At 66.8% G+C, this 17,499-nt stretch carries 13 protein-coding genes; 8 read left to right on the top strand and 5 right to left on the bottom strand.

Translation table 11 applies throughout. The features are described 5' to 3' along the window. The first annotated feature begins 104 nt into the window (after positions 1-104). Positions 105-1,160 carry a hypothetical protein gene (locus ACFWVV_RS18310; RefSeq protein ID WP_384351894.1) on the top strand — a complete coding sequence of 352 codons (1,056 nt, stop codon included), beginning with the start codon at positions 105-107 and terminating at the stop codon, positions 1,158-1,160. Positions 1,161-1,648: 488 nt separating this feature from the next. On the opposite strand, the gene ACFWVV_RS18305 is transcribed toward ACFWVV_RS18310, so the two are convergent. The 5 genes from ACFWVV_RS18305 to ACFWVV_RS18285 all read right to left on the bottom strand — a co-directional run bounded on the left by ACFWVV_RS18305 (position 1,649) and on the right by ACFWVV_RS18285 (position 6,551). Further along, entirely contained in the window at positions 1,649-2,173 is a 525-nt protein-coding gene (locus tag ACFWVV_RS18305; protein ID WP_384351892.1) for a hypothetical protein, read from the bottom strand. Between the two features lie 248 nt (positions 2,174-2,421). Further along, positions 2,422-4,440 (bottom strand): hypothetical protein, encoded by a 2,019-nt coding sequence (locus ACFWVV_RS18300; protein WP_384351889.1) that lies wholly within the window; start codon positions 4,438-4,440, stop codon positions 2,422-2,424. Continuing rightward, positions 4,437-5,222, bottom strand: coding sequence for a hypothetical protein (locus ACFWVV_RS18295; protein WP_384351886.1), 786 nt, complete (start codon positions 5,220-5,222; stop codon positions 4,437-4,439). The genes ACFWVV_RS18300 and ACFWVV_RS18295 overlap by 4 nt, the downstream gene beginning before the upstream one ends. Before the next feature lie 110 nt (positions 5,223-5,332). After that, positions 5,333-6,037 carry a Crp/Fnr family transcriptional regulator gene (locus ACFWVV_RS18290; RefSeq protein WP_384351884.1) on the bottom strand — a complete coding sequence of 235 codons (705 nt, stop codon included), beginning with the start codon at positions 6,035-6,037 and terminating at the stop codon, positions 5,333-5,335. A gap of 19 nt (positions 6,038-6,056) precedes the next feature. Next, positions 6,057-6,551, bottom strand: a complete 495-nt coding sequence (locus ACFWVV_RS18285) for a Pycsar system effector family protein (RefSeq protein WP_384351881.1) — start codon at positions 6,549-6,551, stop codon at positions 6,057-6,059. 415 nt (positions 6,552-6,966) lie between these two features. Here ACFWVV_RS18285 and ACFWVV_RS18280 point away from each other — a divergent pair, with 415 nt between their 5' ends. The 7 genes from ACFWVV_RS18280 to ACFWVV_RS18250 all read left to right on the top strand — a co-directional run bounded on the left by ACFWVV_RS18280 (position 6,967) and on the right by ACFWVV_RS18250 (position 17,499). Next, on the top strand, positions 6,967-7,764 hold the full coding sequence (locus ACFWVV_RS18280; RefSeq protein WP_384351879.1) for a hypothetical protein: 798 nt from the start codon (positions 6,967-6,969) through the stop codon (positions 7,762-7,764). Positions 7,765-7,808: 44 nt separating this feature from the next. After that, complete coding sequence (locus ACFWVV_RS18275) at positions 7,809-8,978, top strand: protein kinase (protein WP_384351876.1); 1,170 nt, start codon at positions 7,809-7,811, stop codon at positions 8,976-8,978. Continuing rightward, on the top strand, positions 8,969-9,223 hold the full coding sequence (locus tag ACFWVV_RS18270; protein ID WP_384351873.1) for a hypothetical protein: 255 nt from the start codon (positions 8,969-8,971) through the stop codon (positions 9,221-9,223). The genes ACFWVV_RS18275 and ACFWVV_RS18270 overlap by 10 nt, the downstream gene beginning before the upstream one ends. A gap of 304 nt (positions 9,224-9,527) precedes the next feature. After that, on the top strand, positions 9,528-9,842 hold the full coding sequence (locus ACFWVV_RS18265) for a trypco2 family protein (protein ID WP_384351870.1): 315 nt from the start codon (positions 9,528-9,530) through the stop codon (positions 9,840-9,842). A 1-nt stretch (position 9,843) separates the two neighbouring features. Further along, on the top strand, positions 9,844-12,006 hold the full coding sequence (locus ACFWVV_RS18260; RefSeq protein ID WP_384351868.1) for a trypsin-like peptidase domain-containing protein: 2,163 nt from the start codon (positions 9,844-9,846) through the stop codon (positions 12,004-12,006). Then, positions 12,003-13,013 (top strand): AAA family ATPase, encoded by a 1,011-nt coding sequence (locus tag ACFWVV_RS18255; RefSeq protein WP_384351865.1) that lies wholly within the window; start codon positions 12,003-12,005, stop codon positions 13,011-13,013. The genes ACFWVV_RS18260 and ACFWVV_RS18255 overlap by 4 nt, the downstream gene beginning before the upstream one ends. 4 nt (positions 13,014-13,017) lie before the next feature. Further along, a complete protein-coding gene (locus tag ACFWVV_RS18250) occupies positions 13,018-17,499 on the top strand; it encodes a NaeI family type II restriction endonuclease (protein WP_384351862.1) in 4,482 nt (1,493 codons plus the stop codon).

Below are 17,499 nucleotides of genomic sequence, written 5' to 3'. Positions count from 1 at the left end.
CTCGTCCGACAGAACTAACTCGGCCTTCGGCCGTCCAGTACGTGCCACAGACCAAGTCTAAACATCTGAACAGAATTCCTGACTCAGAAGACTAGCATCGGAGCGTGAACTCGCAGACCGACAGCAACGATCTCCCGGCCCTACGCAGATGGCTGGGCGGCTCAGATTCGCACCCGCTGCGCCGGTACTTCGAGTACCGCCGGCCGGACCTGCACCCGGTCGTCGTCTCGGCTTGGTGGAAGAGCGTCATCCTGGTGCCCGTGGAGCAGACCCTGTCCATTCTGGAAGCAGCTGCGCCGGTGGGGCTGGACGGTAAGCGGCGGGACTTCCGCGCGTTCACGGACATGAGCGAAGCGGGCATGCAGCACTTCCGGACACACCTCACCGAGTTGACGGTCGCCTCGCAACTGGCCGAGGCCGGCGTTCCGTTCCGGTTCAACACCGGCGAGGGACCCGACCTGCTCCTGCAGTGCGGTCAGGAGACCTTCGGTATCGAAATCGGCTCCCGCCACCCGCGGAGTGTCTCTGACCTCAGCTACGCCCTGATTCGAGGTCTCCGGGAACGCGGCCTGCCAGCAACCGTCAGCATATGCACGGACCCGATCCCACCCGTGACCATCAGAGCCAGCGTCCGGGACGCGGTTGTGCAGGCGTTCCTTCCTGCCGACGGCAGCCTTGGCGTCACCTCATTGCGCGTCGAAGCCGCCCCGGCACGCCCTGAAGACGACATTCCGGCTTCCTGGTTGGACATCCGGGTCAGCTGCGGCAATGGCTACACGACCATGTCCGCCCCGTTCAAAAGTCCTCACGTCACTGCGATGGCACAGGATGTGGCCTCCGGGGTGCTCCGGGAGAAGCGCAAGCGGCGCCAAGCCAGGCTGATGCCGACCGTGCTGATCGTTAACCTGAGTGGTGGCGACCTGCCGGATCTACGGTCTTGGCCGGAGGTATTTCACGCCCTCTGGGAAGCCGACGACGACTTCCTGGCCGTCGGCGGCCTGACCATCAGTACCCGCAGCCGAGTACCCGAGCTGCGGTTCTCGCTGAACCCCTTCGCGGATCAGCAGGCGCTGGATCGGGTCACCGCGCTGGTCTCCGGGTGCGGCATCTTTTCCGATCTGGCCGATCAGTTGAAGAACAAACAACGGCCCACGCGTTAGTGGCCGCCGCGATCGTCCCCGAGGACGCTCTACGCAGCTGCCCTCCGCGTGTCCTCCGCACGCGTCAGGCCCCGGGAGGCCCTCCGACCTGTCCGCAGTCGATCTCCTGCTACGTGCCGAGCTACACCCCGCCCGGCCGCCAGACGGCTAACCCTCCCCTGATCGACGCGACCCGCGCGGTAGGGAACCAGGGGAAGTCTGGCGCGGACGGCCACGAAGGGGCCACCCAATTGGGGACACCGATTACTCCGCGCCCACCTGGGCTCGTCTGACGCAACAAACGGCACTGTTCCGTGGTCAAGGAAGCGCGTCCTCAGGGTCGTCAGGGCGGTGGCCGCGAACGCGATACAGGAGCTCATCCGGGTGACGCATGACTCTGGCCAGTCGCCACGCGGTGTCATACGATCTGCGGCCGCGCTCCCGTGACCACAGGCGTACGGCAAGGAGACTGGTGAGTGGGTCGAGCAGCCAGCGCAGTACGGCGGTCTTCACTGCTCATCCTCTGTTACGAAGGGGACGGTCGTGGGTGACGGCGCGACGGACTCCAGGTCGCTAGACGGCGACGGCCAGGGGAACCGGTCGGCCCACCCCATCTGTTCGAAGAGCGTGTGGGCGGTGGCCGTGAACCGTGCCTGCCGTCCCGGCACGTCGTCCAATTGCTCCCAGACGTAGAGGAGGGTGTGGGCGAGCTGCTCGGCTTGCGTGCGCTCGGTGACGGACGTCGCCGCGAGAGGGCGGATCGTGTCCTTGAACGTCTCCCAGCTGAGGGTCGGCAGGTCGTCCAGATGTCTCTCCAGCCACCACAGGCGAGCGCTTTCCCGGTCGGTGCAGACGGCCCGGGCCAGCTCCTGTCGGCGCAATCGGTCCTGTGCGAGCTGCAATTCAACTTCGCGCAGTGCGTTCTGATGTCTCAGGGCTCGGTCGGCGTCCTGCTGGGGGAGCAGCAAGGTGAGCCGTGCCCTGAGCCACAGGTTGGGATGGCCATCGGGGTTGTGCCACGGCGAGACCGCCAAAGTGAGACGCTGCTGAGCACATTCCAATTCCTCGGGCAGGTGCTTCCCTGCGATGCCACGGCCGAGCTCGTCCAGGGCCAGGCGGGCCGCCGCTCGTGCGGCGGTCGCGCGGTGTGCCCCGGTCCCCCGAAGCGGGGTCAGATGAGTGAGACTGCCACGCGCCAGGAAACGGATGCCCGGCAGGCATGTGGGCCAGTACGTGGTGAACCGGCCAACCCGCCTTCTCCACCAGGGACCGGGATGATCGCTCATGCCTCCGCCGCTTGCTGGGCGAGACTGTCGTGCTGCACGGCGTAGCCGAGGACGTCCCGCCAGAACGGCCGGACCCCCGCTCCGTCCGCCACCAACAACCGGTCGAGCGGCACTCGCAGCCACGGTGGGGCGAAGACCTTCGCGAGCAGAGCAATCACCGCGCCCCGGTGGTCGGCATCGTGCTCGAACCGCTCCTGCCACCGGAGGAGTTGGTCGAGCACAGCGGTCACGGCGTCGTTGGTGGACAGCAGCGTCTGCCAGGCATGGGCGAAGTACTCCCGGCTCGAGGCATCGCGGGCCGAGGCGAGGATGAGGTCCGTACCCGTGTCACTGGAGACAAGGGCAAGGAAGGACCCCAACGCCTGGCGGCGCGCCTTTCCACCGGCCTCGGCTCCATGCTTCCTCAGCCACTGCACGACTGTTTTGTCCACGAGGCCAGGAGCGTGCCGGGCGAGCTCCCGGAAGGCGTCGATTAGCTTCTGGGCGCCGAACTCCTTCTCGCCCGCTGCTTTGCCCAGGCGGGTGAGGGCGAGGGCCGGCTGCTCCAGACCCCAGGGCCCGCCACAGACGTCGATGACCAGATCGACCTTTTCCGCATTGCTGGACTCCGCCCAGTTGAGGAGGCGGTCCCGGACGTAGCGGCCGAGTTCGGCGTCGGTCGCGGCCTTCGTGAGGGCTTCAACGGCCAAGAATCGTCGCCGGTCGGTGAGCCCCGTCGCGAGAGCATCGAGAACATGCCTGTCGTGCCGACGCACGGCCAGGTGCAGAAGGGCCTCGCTCGCCAGACGGGCGTCGTCCTCCGGGACGGACCGATTCGCGGCCACACCGACCGCCCACGTCGTCAGCAGGGTGCGCTGGGTGGGGAACTCGTCCCACAGATGACGCAGGATCGCCGAGGGCAGCCCCTGGCAGGTGCGGTCGTGGTGGGCACGGTCGCCAGCTGGTTTGATCATGGCCTCTTGGAGCCGTCGGGACGACGTCGCATCGGTAAGCACATCAGCAGGCCCGCGGGGCTGGCCCAGCGAGGCGAGCAGGTCGTCGGACGCCCGGACGATGGAACCTTGCCGCCCTCCGTCGAGCAACGCTCCCGCCCACACCGTGATCCGGGTGGACAACAACGACGGACTCCCATCCCCCGTTTCGCGCTTGTTAAGCAGCTCCTCCACCTTGGTGCGCCAGTCCCCGAAACGGTCCACGGCTTCCTTGAGCTGTTCCCTGTCCTTGGCGGCACCGAGGAGTCCGGCCAGTCGGCACGCCTCACGGGCGGACGGGTTGGCTTCCCAGATCGGTGAGAGCTTGTCGTCCGCTAGCCAGGCCACCCGGTCCTCGTTACCGTGCGCGTCGAGCTCGGCCTCGACCAGGCGTCGGGCATTGGGCGGTTCCAGCCGTACGGTGACGTGGCCGGTGGCCTCCGCCCACGTGCCCTGCCAGTCGCCTGGGGTGGCGAGCACCACCAGGAAGGACCCTTTTGCACGCAGCGTTGCTCCATGATGGATCAGGTCCTGGCCGAAGCGGGCGGGCGGTTTGTCTGGGAGGTCGGTGAGATCGAGTACGTACCGCGTCGCCGACTGGACCGGCAGGCACTGGGTCCCGGGCTTGGTCCACTCCGGTTCCAGGTCGAACAGCCCTGGCGCCTTTAGTGCCGCGACACGGCGCAGGAGCCGTACAGCCGCGGTCCGCCGGCCGCTGCCGGCGGGTGCACACAGCACCACTAGTCCGTGCGCTTCGAGGACCTTGGCGGCGTCGGGCAGTCGGTTCGGCTCCCTGGGCTCGACGAAGCGCCTGTCCTCGCTTGCTTGATAGGCGGGGTCGCTGCCGAGGATGGGCAGGGTCTGTACGTAGTCACCGTTGAGGTGCACGGCGTAGTTGTACGCCTGCACGCTGTTGTCGCCGTACTGGTTAAGGTTCGCCGCGGGCGACATCGGTGCGTCGGCCGGAACCTTGGGCACCGGGGGTGCCACCGGATCGGTTCCGTGGGACGCCGGGTCGGGTGATTCGGCGCTGCGGTCGGTCATTGCTGCCCCCGCTCGTCGTAGAAGTTGTAGCCCTGCTTGCCGTGCTCGCCGTGCTGGTTGAAGGTCACCGCACCGGGACCCACAGGGGCCGTAGGGGCCGACGCCCCGCGTGCCTCGGCTCCCGGCTCTTCCTCATCGCCCGCCGCAGCGGACGGCTCGAAGATGTCCGGATCCGCGAGCCCCCAGTCGAAGCCCGGAAGGTGCAAATAGGCCGGCTGTTCGAACTTCTTCACCCGCACCAGATGCCGGTGGAAGTGCGCGGGCAGTGCGTCATCGTTGACACAGCCGCTGTCGAAGACGTCTTCGTACACCCGCTGGGAAACGATGACTGCGGTGTTGGTGATCTCGGGATTTCCGCGCTCGAGCACCGCTCGCAGCGTCTTGTCGTCCAGGAGCCGGTGGGTGTGCACCATGGGCACGCCCAGACCGCTTTGAGGCAACGGCCCGACGTGGATGCTGACCCGCAGCTGCAGCGGCTTGAGGTGCGGGTTCTCAACCCGTCGACGGGTGAGCGCCTGGCGAAGGGCGTCGGGGAAGTGCCCTACCAACGCGGGCAGGACCTCGGGGTCCACGCCGGCGACATAGCCGTCGCCCGTGTGCGCGCCGAATACGCGCCGTTCCCAGTGCGCGCTGACGTTGCTGGCGCTCAACGCCTGGGCCAGCAGGGGTGGGATATCAGCGTTGACCCGCTGCATGCTCTTGCTGTCAAGTGATCCGAAGTCCCTGGCGTCCACGGCCAGTACGGCTCGGTAGGGCCACAAGGGTTCCCATGAAGGCAGCATGTGCCGCTCCTCCCGTCGCTCTCCCTGCCCTTGCAGCGGGGAGAGCACCACCCTGTTTGAGGAGCCGGGAGCGAACCGTCCAGCGCTGGACGGTTCAGACGTGGGCCACGTCACATTACGGGAGTTCCGCTCGGCGACTGACCGCCGTCCCCCGCCCGGTTGTCCTGAGCCGCGGCCTTGAGCAGAACAGGATCCGTGACAACGAGCCTCCGACGGCCGAGCGTGACAATGCCGTCGGACTGCAGACGTGCGAGAGCGGCCAACGCAGACGACCGGCTCATATTCGCCATCGTGGCTAGGTCCTCACGTGGTATGCCGAGTTCGACAGCAATACCGCCACCGGTGTCACGGTGACCCACCTCGTCTGCGAGATGGATGACCACCCGTGCCAGACGAGCTAACGGCGGAAGATGGGCAAGGTCGGCGCGCAGACGTTCCTGGCTGTTCAGCCGGTCCACGCTCAGCCGGTACAGGACCGACTCCAAGCGATGCCGAGCCACATACCCACGAAAGGCATGCGCGGCCATGACGACACCGGTGCAGGGACGTACCGCAGTCACGGTCGCCGAACGCGGCCGGTCAAGCAGCACACCCATCTCGCCAAGGACTTCACCAGGGCCGCGGAGCATCAACGTCAAACAATCGCCGGCCTCATTGCCCTGCACCACCTTGACGAGACCGTCGACCAGCGCGATGACGCCGTCGGGTGACTCACCCTGAGCCAGCAACACGGCTTGGCTCCGATAGGTGCGCCGATGCCCCCGGTCGATCAAGTCACGCCACACACAAGGGGAAGCGAGGGAAAGGAAACTCATCGCAGTACCTCCCGGCGCGTTACGCAAAAAGGGTGGCTACGGCGAAGGAACAACAGCCCGCGACTGCCAGGATGAGAGAGCACTGGACCCGGCGGTGCTTGGACCAGGCGATCTCGCTCATCACCACCATCTGCCGTGTCAACGCAGGCAGCGGGTCGGCGTCTCGCAACGACCTCTCCAGCGCCGCTGGTTCCATCAGCCGCAGGTGTCCGAAGTACAGGAAATCGCCATTCGGGTCGGGCCCTCGACGCTCCTTGCCAAGTCGAGGAGAAATAGCCCACGCCGCGCAACAGGCACCCGCCATGATGAGTACGACACCGAGCCACAACAGCGACTGTCCCGCGATGGACTCGAACTCGCCTGCCGCCCGCCGGGAACTCGCCAGGAGACTTAGAACGGCCAGCATGGTGGACTGCAGGGTTAGTGCAAGTGCGGCCTTCGCGTCCGCTTTGGCCGTCGCATCCGCGACGGCTGATTGGATCTTCCACGCTGTTTCGGTCGGCTCAGTTGGCACGATGACATCCCCCCAGGGCACAGCGAGTGTCCACTCACCAGTGCCGCTGAAGGCTGCGCATGCGTGGCTGTCTGAAAACGTGCAGCGGATATCTTGGCCTGAACGTAGTGGGGTAGCAGGCGAACTGCGGGCGCTCTCATAGACGCACGACCATGGACCTCCTGGTCGGCGGTAACGAGACGTACCTGCCCGATGAGCAGACCGCCAGGGCACGCGGTGGAGTCGAGTGGACGCCATCTATCGGCTGATCGCCACCAGCCGCGAGGAACTCGTGAACGGACCCAACCGCCGGCTCGCCCCGTAACCTGCTGCACTCGATGGGAGAGCCGACAGGCGGAGCGTTTCTAAGCTGGCCCGAGGCTGGAGAGTCCGGCGAGCACGTTAGGGGAGAGGTCGGAGTCGTATCTTTGTGTTCATGCCGCCGCGTCAAAGAGAACTGGTCGGTCCCGGCACTCGGATGAAGTTCCGCTCGCTGGCGACGAATCTGGCAGTCCGGACGATTGGCGAGGCGTGGCAGAGCCACAACTTCGCACCCATCCCCGACGACGAACTTCTGTATACGGACTCAAGCATCCGCCGCACCACCTTCGAGTCCTACGCCGCAGCCGTTGACTGGACCGACCGCGGCCACGTGACCAGGGCGTTGCGTGTGTTCGAGGACCTGATTCGGCCCGGACGGCGGGAGGGGTGGAGTGGGCCCTGGCTGGACGATCTGATGGAGCGACTACGACGAGACGGCCTGGAGATCGATGGACGCGGCCGCATTACCGAAATTCCGGGCACCTGGACACCAGCAGTCCCTACCCAGAGCGCGTCGCGCACGGACAACCGAAGTGTGGCGCGCACCGAGGTGACGCGGCGTCGCATCGCCGAGGCCCTTGGCACGACCGATTGGACGGGAGGGCTGGGCGACCTATCGTTCCCCGAGCGCCTGTATGACCTCGATGCCTTGCCGAGCCACGACTCCCGACTCGTGACGGCACGAGAAGACATCGCCAAACACCGCTACGCCAACGACGACTGGGACAACGACTGGATCTTCAGCGACGACCGGTTTGGGCTGGGGCGCGGCCTGGACGAGACGTTGCTTCGATTTCTCAGTGAGACCCTTCACCCCGCTGTACGCACGGACGAGGAGGAGGTTGCACGTCTCGTGACCGTGCTCAATGGGTGCTGGCTCCGGACGGTTACGTTCTGGAACCGGCGACTGTGATCAGCGGGTACCCGGTCTATCGAGCCGGGCGCTTGGCAGAGAGGATGGCATCCGGCGAGTCGGACGGAGACGCTGCCGCGCGCAAGGACCCGGATCCGATACCCGGCTCCTGGCACAGTTCTGCGCCGACCACCACGACCTCCTCGGCAGCGGCCGATGACGCGGCGCGGGTGCGACGTCTGGCCCGCGGAGATCGGAAGGACTATTCCTGCGAACGGCTGCCGTTCGCCGACGGCGGTCAAGCAGACGTCTTTCGCGCGATACACAAACCGACGGGCGCCATGGTGGTGCTCAAGAAGCTCCGCGACCGGAACCCGCCCGAACGCAAGCGCGCCCGCATGAAACGCGAGATCACCCTGGGCCGCTGGCTCGACGGGCACCCGCATGCCATGCCGATCTTGGACGCGGACCCGGGCCACACTTGGTTCGTCATGCCCTATGCCCCCTTCACGGCAGAGCAACGCAGAGACCAGCTCGCCGAACCGTCAGAGCTGAGGAAACTCGTCGACGCCCTGTGCTCGGTGTTGTCCGCCACCCACCAGGCTGGCCGGCTCCACCGGGACATAAAGCCCGCCAACGTGCTCATGCACGACGGCCGGTGGGTCCTCGCAGACTGGGGCATCGCCCGGCGTCCGCGTGGACAGACTACGGACCCGCAACGCACCCGCGTCGGCGTACCTTTCGGCTCGGACGGCTTTGCCGCTCCAGAACTTTCCGTTGACGCACACGGCGCCACGGACGCCGCCGACGTGTACAGCATTGGTCAACTGATTGGCTTGGCCGTGACCGGAACGATGCCCGCGATCAACGTGCTGCTCCTGCCCCAGGCAGGGCCGTGGAGGAGCATCGTGCGGCAGGCCACGCAGACCGATCCCGCTCGCCGGCCTCCCACTGTCCGGGCACTTCGCCAGCTGGTCATCCAGGAGACACAGGCCCCACCGCAGTCCCCCTTCGTGAAGGCGCAGGCCCTTCAGCAGGAGATGGAATCAGGCTCTGCCACCGCTGCACACGAGTTGATCGCGTTGGCCGCGAGACATACCGATGACGCGCCGCTCTACTGCGATCTGCTGGTAAAGCTGCCCCTGCGGCCGCTCCTGCCGGTGCTGCTGGCCGATGCCCAGCGTGCTATCGACATCGTCCGCGCGATGGCCGCGCTCCTGGGCACGCACCGGTCTCCGGAGCGGGGGAAGTCGATGCCACGATCATGTGGCTGATTCGCATTGCACAGCAGGCGGCAGACAGCGGCGCACTCGACCTTCTCGAGGAGTGCTGTGACGGGACATTCGAATGGGACGGTCACTGGGATCAGTGGGGACCTCAGAAGGACATCGCGGCATGGCTACGCACCTTGCAGGGTGACAGTGCCAGCTCAGTCGCCTCGATGCTTCGCCAATACCCCACCTTTGCAGAACACTTCACTCACATCGCCGACGACGTCGATGTCGACCACCGGATCTGAGCCGCACTGACACACCTTGCCGACGCGCGTCCCGCGCCCGAGAAGGCTGACGCGATCCGCCCATCCCCACCCGGGCTGCGGTGACGCGGGGGTGGACCGGGGGCTTTCCGCGTCGAACGAGGTCGTAGCTCTTCGATCTCGACAGGCCGAACGCCTGGGCAGCGGCCTTGACGCTCGCCGTCCCACTCCAGCTGGCGCGGATGTGCTCGGGGAATGAGCTGGCTGTGAGGCGTTTCGCCGTCTGCGAGCGTTGTACCGTACTGGCGATCTAGTATTTTCTGTCTTGAACGGGGGGCGGGCGAAGGTGTCGACTATCGGTCTGGCTGCAGCCATCGAAGAGCTGCGGCAGGAGCTGTATGAGGCCCAGCGGCTCGGCGCCAACCAGCAATTCGCCTTCGGTGTTGAAGAGGCGGAGCTGGAGCTGCAGCTCGAACTGCGTAAGTCCGCTAAGGGGGAGGGCAAGGTTTCATTCGGAGTGGTTGGCGTCGGGGCTGGGGGTGAGCAAGTTACGGTCCGTACTCATAAGTTGGTGCTGAAGCTGACGGTCAAGGACCGGGCTCTCGGAGGCACGCGTCCCGAGATCGGCGATGACGAGCTCGGGACGCTGGACGAGGAGTGACGTGGATCGCCGCAGACTGGCGCTGATCCGCAGCGGGGGCACAGGTGACGGGCGCCTGACTGTCGGCTCCGGCTATCTGATCGCGCCGCGGCTCGTGCTGACCGCGCGACATGTGGTGGAGGACCGAGAGACGGGAACACTTTGGCCGGTCATCACCGTCCGCGTAGGGCACCACCTCGACGGCGAGACGACGCGCGTGGACGCGGAGTTGCTCTGGACCCACCCGGATGGACTCGACGTCGCGCTGCTGCAGGCAAACCGTGAGATCGATCTGCCCGGCGCCGTCCGCTGGGGCTGCCCTTCAGGCACCGCGCCTGTGTCATACGAGGGCCTTGGTTATCCCTGGGCTGCCAAAGGGGAGACCCGAGCACCGGAGCACCTGCGCGGTGTCCTGCCAGTTCTCTCCGGAGGCAGGGACCGTTACGTCCTTGACCAGGGGCCGGCCCCCACTCCTCGAACGGACGGCGGGAACGCCTGGGGCGGAGCCTCGGGGGCGGCGATCTTCTGCGGAGGCCACCTCGTCGGCGTAGTGACCGAGGAGGACCACGCGTACGGAGCCCGCCGGCTGATTGCCCTGCCGGTGTCGTCCTTCGCTGGGGACGGCGACTTCGCGTCCCACGTCGAGGAGCAAACCGGTCGGTCGTTCGAGCTAAGCGCGGTCGGTGCGCCTCTGCCCAGGGCCGGGTCCGCCGCCGAGCGCACGCCCGTCGAGCGCGAACTGGAGACATTGCTCGCGCCGTTGTTCTCGCGCCCCGACGTCCGCGTCGATCACGCTCGGGCCTTGGCGCTCGAACTAGGCTACGAAGCTGTGGGCTATGAGCCCACGAGTGCTGACCTCGTGGCGTTCCTCATGGCGCATCCACGAGCGCTCGCGTCGCTCGGCGAAGCCCTGGCGGGCGGCGCGAAGGGGGAGACCCGCGCTGCTCTGACTCGTCTGTTCTTGTGGGCTAGGGCAGGCGACTGTGGAGCGCTGCTTTCCGTGAACGAGTACGGCGCGCTGGTCGGTCTGCTGAGCAGGGTCTGCGAGAAGCAGCCAACAGTGCTTCCCCGAACAGCCGGTGAGGCGCTGCCATACGTTGTTCTTCCTGAGGCGCTCGCCCGTCCGCAGCTCGGCGAAGAGGACGTTTGCGGCGTGGTTGAGCGCTTGGAGGATCTGTCCGACGGTGCGAGCGGCCCAGAGGGAGCCCCGCCGGTGCCGGCGCTGCTGCGGCTCGTCGAGTACGTGGCGGCGGCCGTAGGCGACGGGTTGGGCGACGACTTGCGCGCGTGGTCGGACAAGACTGCCCGGCGGCTTGGTATCCAGGCCGGGGCCCTGGGCGAGCGGCGTGCGGACGCAGCCCGGTGGGCGCGGCGCGCAGCGTCGCCGGTGACACGGATCGTGATGGAACTGGCACACGACCCCATCGCGGGAGAGGAACGGTACCGCGTCCGCATTCTGCTTGTCCGCGATGACGGTTCGCACCGCTTGCTCAAGGAGGCGGAATCGGAGCCGAAGACCCCGCGGGAAGCGGCGAACAGTCTGAGCGAGGCGGTTTTCGCCGCCACCCAGGAGCAGGGACAAGGTGACCATGTGCCTTGGGTGACTGTAGTGGTCGACCGGGCAGGCCTCGACTTGGCCGTTGACGAATGGGAGCGGCCTGGAGCGCTTGACATCCTTCCGCCGTGGCCGATCGGAGCGGACTACCGTGTTTCTCTGAGCTGCCCGGAACTTAGTGATCACAGGCCAGAACGCGAAGGCGACCAGGAACGCCGGTGGAAGAACGGACGCGCTTCGGTGCTGGTCACCAGCCGGACATCTGGGGACTCCAGGCAGCTCGTGAATCTGCTGAAGACCAAGCATCGTGACACCGCGCGGGTCGTCCTCCATGGCCCCGCCGACGAGCGCCGATCCTGGGTGCTGACATGTCTTGTCCTGGGCGTGCCGGTCGTGCTTTGGGACCGTGTAGCTTACGGCTTTGAGGACGCGGGGAGACTGGACATCCTAGCCCCGTCCGGCGACCTGGAGGGACTTCCCGAGCGGGTCCGAGCCTTCCGCAGCGACTCGGCGGCTGACCCGGTTGAGCGGCAGGCACGGCCATCCCTTGTGTGGGAACCGGAAGGCCGTCTCCCGCGGTCTGAGCCGCTTCGACTGAGTGACCCTTGGAGAGGATCGTACGCGTCATGACCACCTCAGAGCCCCTGGCCGGTTCAAGCTCTCAGCGTTCATCGTCCGACGGTGCAGGCGACGACTGGTGGCTGTTTCGCGGGGACGGCGAGCGCCGGGAGGTGCCGTTCCCCGCCGCTCCGCCGTGGCGCCGGTTCGACCGGCCGGAGACCGTTACCGGTGACAGGGTTCCGTATCCGCGGCCCTACCTCATCGGCTTTGACGAGGTGCAGGTGGTGAACGCGGCGCTTCATCTGCGTCGGCCCTTGCTGGTGACCGGGCAGCCTGGTACGGGTAAGTCATCGCTGGCCCACGCCATCGCCCATGAACTCGCGCTCGGCCGCGTCCTGCAGTGGCCAGTGAACAGTCGCTCAACTCTTCAGGACGCTCTTTACCACTATGACGCCGTTGGCCGGCTGCGTGAGACATCTGTGCGGCGCGACGCGGACGGCACGGATCCGGACATCGGCCAGTACATCCGGCTCGGCCCTCTGGGTAATGCACTTGTGCCTCGGAAGCGCCCTCGCGTGCTGCTCATAGACGAGCTGGACAAGGGTGACGTTGACCTCCCCAACGACCTGCTGACTATTTTCGAGGAGGGTGAGTTCGCCATCTCCGAACTCACCCGGCTGCCCACGAGCCACGCGCCCGTACACGTTCTGACGGACGACCTGGATGAGACTGCTCCGATTACGCGAGGCCGCGTCCGTTGTGGTGAGTTCCCGGTCGTCATCATCACCAGCAACGGCGAACGCGAATTCCCGCCCGCCTTTCTGCGTCGTTGCGTTCGTCTCGATCTCCCCGAGCCCAACGAGTCGAGGCTTCGGGAGATCGTCGCCGCGCATCTCGGCCCCGACGCATTGGATGACATGGACGACCTGCTGCGGGAGTTCCTTGAACGGCGTGCCGAGGGCGAACTGGCCACCGATCAGCTACTCAACGCCGTCTTCCTTCGCAAGGGTGGCGTGAATCTCGACGCGGCCTCCCTCCTCCAAGCCGTCTTGCACCGTCTCGGCGGAGCCGTGTGACCCCGTGATCTCGCGCGTAACGAAGGTTCTGGCCGAGAGCGGGATCGAGCTCGCCCACGAGGAACTCCTCGACGCCATATGGCTCGCCGGGAAACTGCCTCAAGACTCCGGCGCCTTGGCGCGCTTTCTCGGCGCGGCCACCGCGGCCTCGGAGCACTACGGCGAGCCCCGCCGCGATGGGGCGACAGCGTCGAAGGCTGATGAGACCGCACAAGAGCCGACGACTGCGGCATCCACGAAGAAGCTCGCCCCGCACCCCCTCCTGGCCTCGGCGCAGCCCAGCCTCTCCCAAGGCGCGCAGGCGTCCGTGGAGCTGTCGCCGGCGATCGCAGTCCGCGCCCCGGACACCAGTACCCTCGGGGCCGGGCAACTCCGGCTCGGCAAATCCCTCCGGCCACTGCGGCAGCGTTTCCCCGACCGGGGGCAGCACGAACTCGACGTCACACGCACCGTCGCCGCCATCGCCGACACAGGAGTGCCCGAGACTGTCACCAGAGCGGTGCGCACCCGCTGGCTGTCCCTTGCCCTCGTGGTTGACGACGGCGTCTCCATGGTGCTCTGGCAGCGCCTCGCCGCGGATGTCCGGACGCTGATGGAACGTGCCGGAGCCTTCCGAGACGTGAAGGTGTACGGACTCGATACGCGCAGCGGCACTCCGTTCCTGCGAACCAGCCCCTACCGCCACCGCGGTCGGCGCTTGACCCCGAAGGCTCTCTGCGAACCGACCGGCAACACCCTCGTTCTGGTCATCAGCGACGGCGTCGGCGAAGCATGGCTAGACGGCGCTATGCGCCAGGTGATGGACCACTGGGGACGTTGCGGTCCCACCGCGATCATCCAGGCACTGCCCTCCCGGCTCTGGGCGAGCACCGGCATCAGTGCGAGGCGCTGGCAGGTCACCACCCATCGCCGGGGCGGCCCCACCCGCTCCTGGCACGTCAACGACCCGGACCTGCCGCCAGACCTCGTACGCTTCGACTCCATACCCATCCCCGTCCTCGCGCCGACCTCTGCGGCCGTCGCCGACTGGGCAGGGCTCGTCGCTTCACCCGGCGGCACATCGCTCCTTCCGCTCTGGGACGCCGGCCGGGCCCGCTCCAGCTCTGCCGTCGCCGACGCCCTGGGCGGCGACCCTGCGAAAGCAGTACTCCGTTTCAGGGAGGCCGCGTCCGCCGATGCGTATCGGCTCGCGGCCCACATGGCGGCAGTTGCCCCCGTCACGCCGCCCGTGATGCGTCTGGTGCAGGCCGCCCTCGGCCCACCGACCGACCTCGGCCATGTCATGGAGGTGTTTCTCGGGGGCTTGATGCATGAACTCGACGCCGGCGCGGTGGACCGTCTGCCGCACCACCGTCGCTTCGACTTCACGGACGAGGCTCGGCGTGTACTTCTCAGCGCAGTCTCCCCAAGGGAACTGGTGCGGACCGCCGAGGCTGTGACGCGGCGAGTTGAGGCCGCTGTCGGCCGGGCCCCAGTCTTCCCAGCGTGGGTCGGGCACCCAGCAGGCACGGCCGTCATCGAAGACTCCGGGCGGGCCTTCGGCTGGCTCCGGGAACAGACGCTGACGCGGCTCGGTATCCCGTCCGCCAATGCCGAGCCGGTGGCAGTCACGCCGGAACCACCTAGCGGAAGCCCCGAGGGCGAGACTGAGAACTCCGCCGGTCCCCCCGTGCCCGCGGCTGCCGCGAGCGATGAGGCGTACGTCGAGCCGCCTGGTGAGCCCCTGCCGATCGGCTGGGTGGAGCTTCTGCCAGAGGACCCTGTACAGCTCGGACGGTTCCGGCTCCGTGCACGCAGTGCCCACGGTTGGCCCCATCTGACGATGTACCTGGCCGAGGACGAGGACGGCACGGTTGCCACGGTCCGGGCTCCAGTCACGCTGCATGCCAGCGACCCGGAAGCCGCGCGGGACCTCGTCCGGACGGAAGCGGAATGCCTGACGCGCATGCAGGGCATGCACGTCCCTGCACTCCTCGGCGTTGCAGCGAGTACCACAGGGGAGCTGCCGTGGGTTGCGGCGAGCTGTATCTACCGCCGAGCAGATTCCCCGTCCTCACCGCCCGCACCAAACTTGCGCGCCGTCCTCGACGAATACGGGGGAGGGGTCCCGGAGGAGCTCTTCTTGAGGATTGGGCTGGGCCTGACACAAGCAGTTGCCCTCGCCCACTCACGTGGACTGGTGCACGGCTCAATCGCCCCCCGGGCCGTTCTTGTGACGGACCGCGACGTCCGGCTGGTCGGCTGGGCAACGGCGACGGTCGATGGAGCCGACAGCGCCCATCGCCACGTGCTGCCGCTCAGCGACACCTACCTGGACGCGGCCGACGACGGGTCCCTCACGCCGCAGAGCGACATGTACGCCGTTGGAGCGCTGCTGCTGGCCTACCTCTCGGGACAGTGGAGCGACCCAAAGGCCAACAGCTCGGAACATGGCCCTGGGCCCAACCCAGGGATAGCACCGGTGCTCATGAGCACTCTTCGGCGTTGTTTGGAGAAGGACCCCAGCCGCAGACCGACGGCCGCTGCGCTGGGGAAGGCGTTCGCCGCTGGGTACGAAGGCCACACAGCCGACCGAGCATCGACAGGAGCGCCCCCTGTCAGGGCCTCGGGCAAGGACCTCGCGGAGGGAGATCGCTCGGTCGGCAATCCGTTGGCACCAGATGCCGAGGAGACCGTAACGAAGCTGCCCCGTGGCCCGAGAACTCCCGCCGAGGAGTCGGGAACCTTGGTCGAGGGACGCTACCTGCTGACCCAGAAACGGCACGTTGGAATGACGTCGACCACCTGGCAGGCGACGGATGAGCAACAGGGCCGGGACGTCACTCTCAAGCTGTTCAACGCACCGAGGAAGGGCACAGCGTCAGGAGAGGAAAACTTCATCGCGGATGCGGAGCGACTGGCCGCACTCGACATTCAAGGACTCGTACGGGTCACCGGCTATGGGGTGCACGACAGACGTCCGTACCTCGTGACGGATGCCGTCAACGGCGAGGACCTGGAGCAACTGCTCAAACGCGCGCCCGGCACTCTGTCCTTCGACACAATCAGAGACGTCGGCCGGCAGATCGCGCAAGTGCTCGCCGAGTTCCATAGCAACGACTTGCTTCACCTGGACCTCAGTTCCTCAGCCCTGGTGTTGAGCCAAGACGGTCGGGTACTTGTGACCGATCCCGGTCAATGCGTCCGCCGCGTGCCACGCATCGACCTGCATGCGATACGACCAACCCGCAGCCCCTCCCCATTTCTGCCCCTCTACCGGTCGTACGAGGAGATCTTCGAGAACGTCACTGTGGACAGCCGAAGTGACCTGTACTCACTGGGCTGTCTGCTCTACGCCATGGCCACCGGCGCAGCTCCCCTACCACCCACGCTCGCCCCACAAGAAGCAGATACTGACCACGGCCCTCGGCGTCGACCGGAGCTGCCCTTCGGCTTCCCTCCCGATCTCGAATCACTGGTAAGGGACCTTCTGGCGATCAACCCTGAGCATCGGCCAGCCAGCACGACTGCGGTGCTGGACAGGCTGGCGGGTAGGGGTGTGGACGACGAGGAGCTCCTCGCGGCCTACCGAGCACTGCGGGATGCAGACCCGGATGGTGCCCGCATGGGTCGTGTTCTGCGGGATGCCCTCGACGAGGTATTGGACGGCGAGGTGACGGGCCGTTACGACTTGAAGCACATCACCAAGACGGAGCGGACGCACATCGGGGGTCTGGTGCACACCGCGATCCAGCGAGAATTTCGCTTTGAGGACGGCCAGGCTATGGACTTTCGCATCGCCGATGTCGATGTCGACTGCCGGTTCAGCTTTCAATTCGGCGGTTGGATGCTCCCTCCCGGCACGCTGGGGCACCTCTGCCTTCTGGTCTGGGCGGACGACTACCTGAGCCGGTGGAGCGTCGGGTTGCTGCGGGTCAACCGGGAGTTGCTCAACCGAGGGGGCAACAGAGACCTAAGGACGACGCTCAAGGCCGAGCATCGCAACAAGATCGTCTGGCTCTGGCGCGATGCCCAGCTCGCGGAGAACATCCTCCTGCACATCTCCGAGGCCGACCGGGAAGCGGTCTTCGCCAGTGGCTCGGGCCAGGCCCGGCTCAACGAGTTGTTCCGGCGCGTCCAACGGCGCCGGATCGCACGCAACACCGTACGCACCGTGGTGCAGCAGCGGGACTACATGAAGCGCGTTCGTGGAAACGGCGGATCCCGCTCAGCACTTCGGGACGAAGGAATCATCATCTTGGGCGACTACGACTCACATCGGCGCATTGCCCGTCAGCTCGGTCTCCCCGTCCCCAGGGAAGGAGAGTTCATCAGCGCAAGGGTCGCACCGGCTGTGCCTGGGGCTGGCAAGGCTGTCGTGGAGATGGACGGCCGACTTTGGTCTCTGGCCTCGCCCGGAGATCCCGTACACCGTGCGCCGGCGCTTTCTTCGCATCTGCCTCCGACGGCAAGCACTGATCGTGCGGACGGACCCCGCGGGGACTGA

Origin of the sequence: Streptomyces sp. NPDC058663, assembly GCF_042716745.1 — a bacterium.
In the GTDB taxonomy this organism is placed as follows: Bacteria; Actinomycetota; Actinomycetes; order Streptomycetales; family Streptomycetaceae; genus Streptomyces.
The sequence above is the reverse complement of the archived record's forward strand: the minus strand, read 5'-3'. Positions and strand labels throughout refer to the sequence as shown.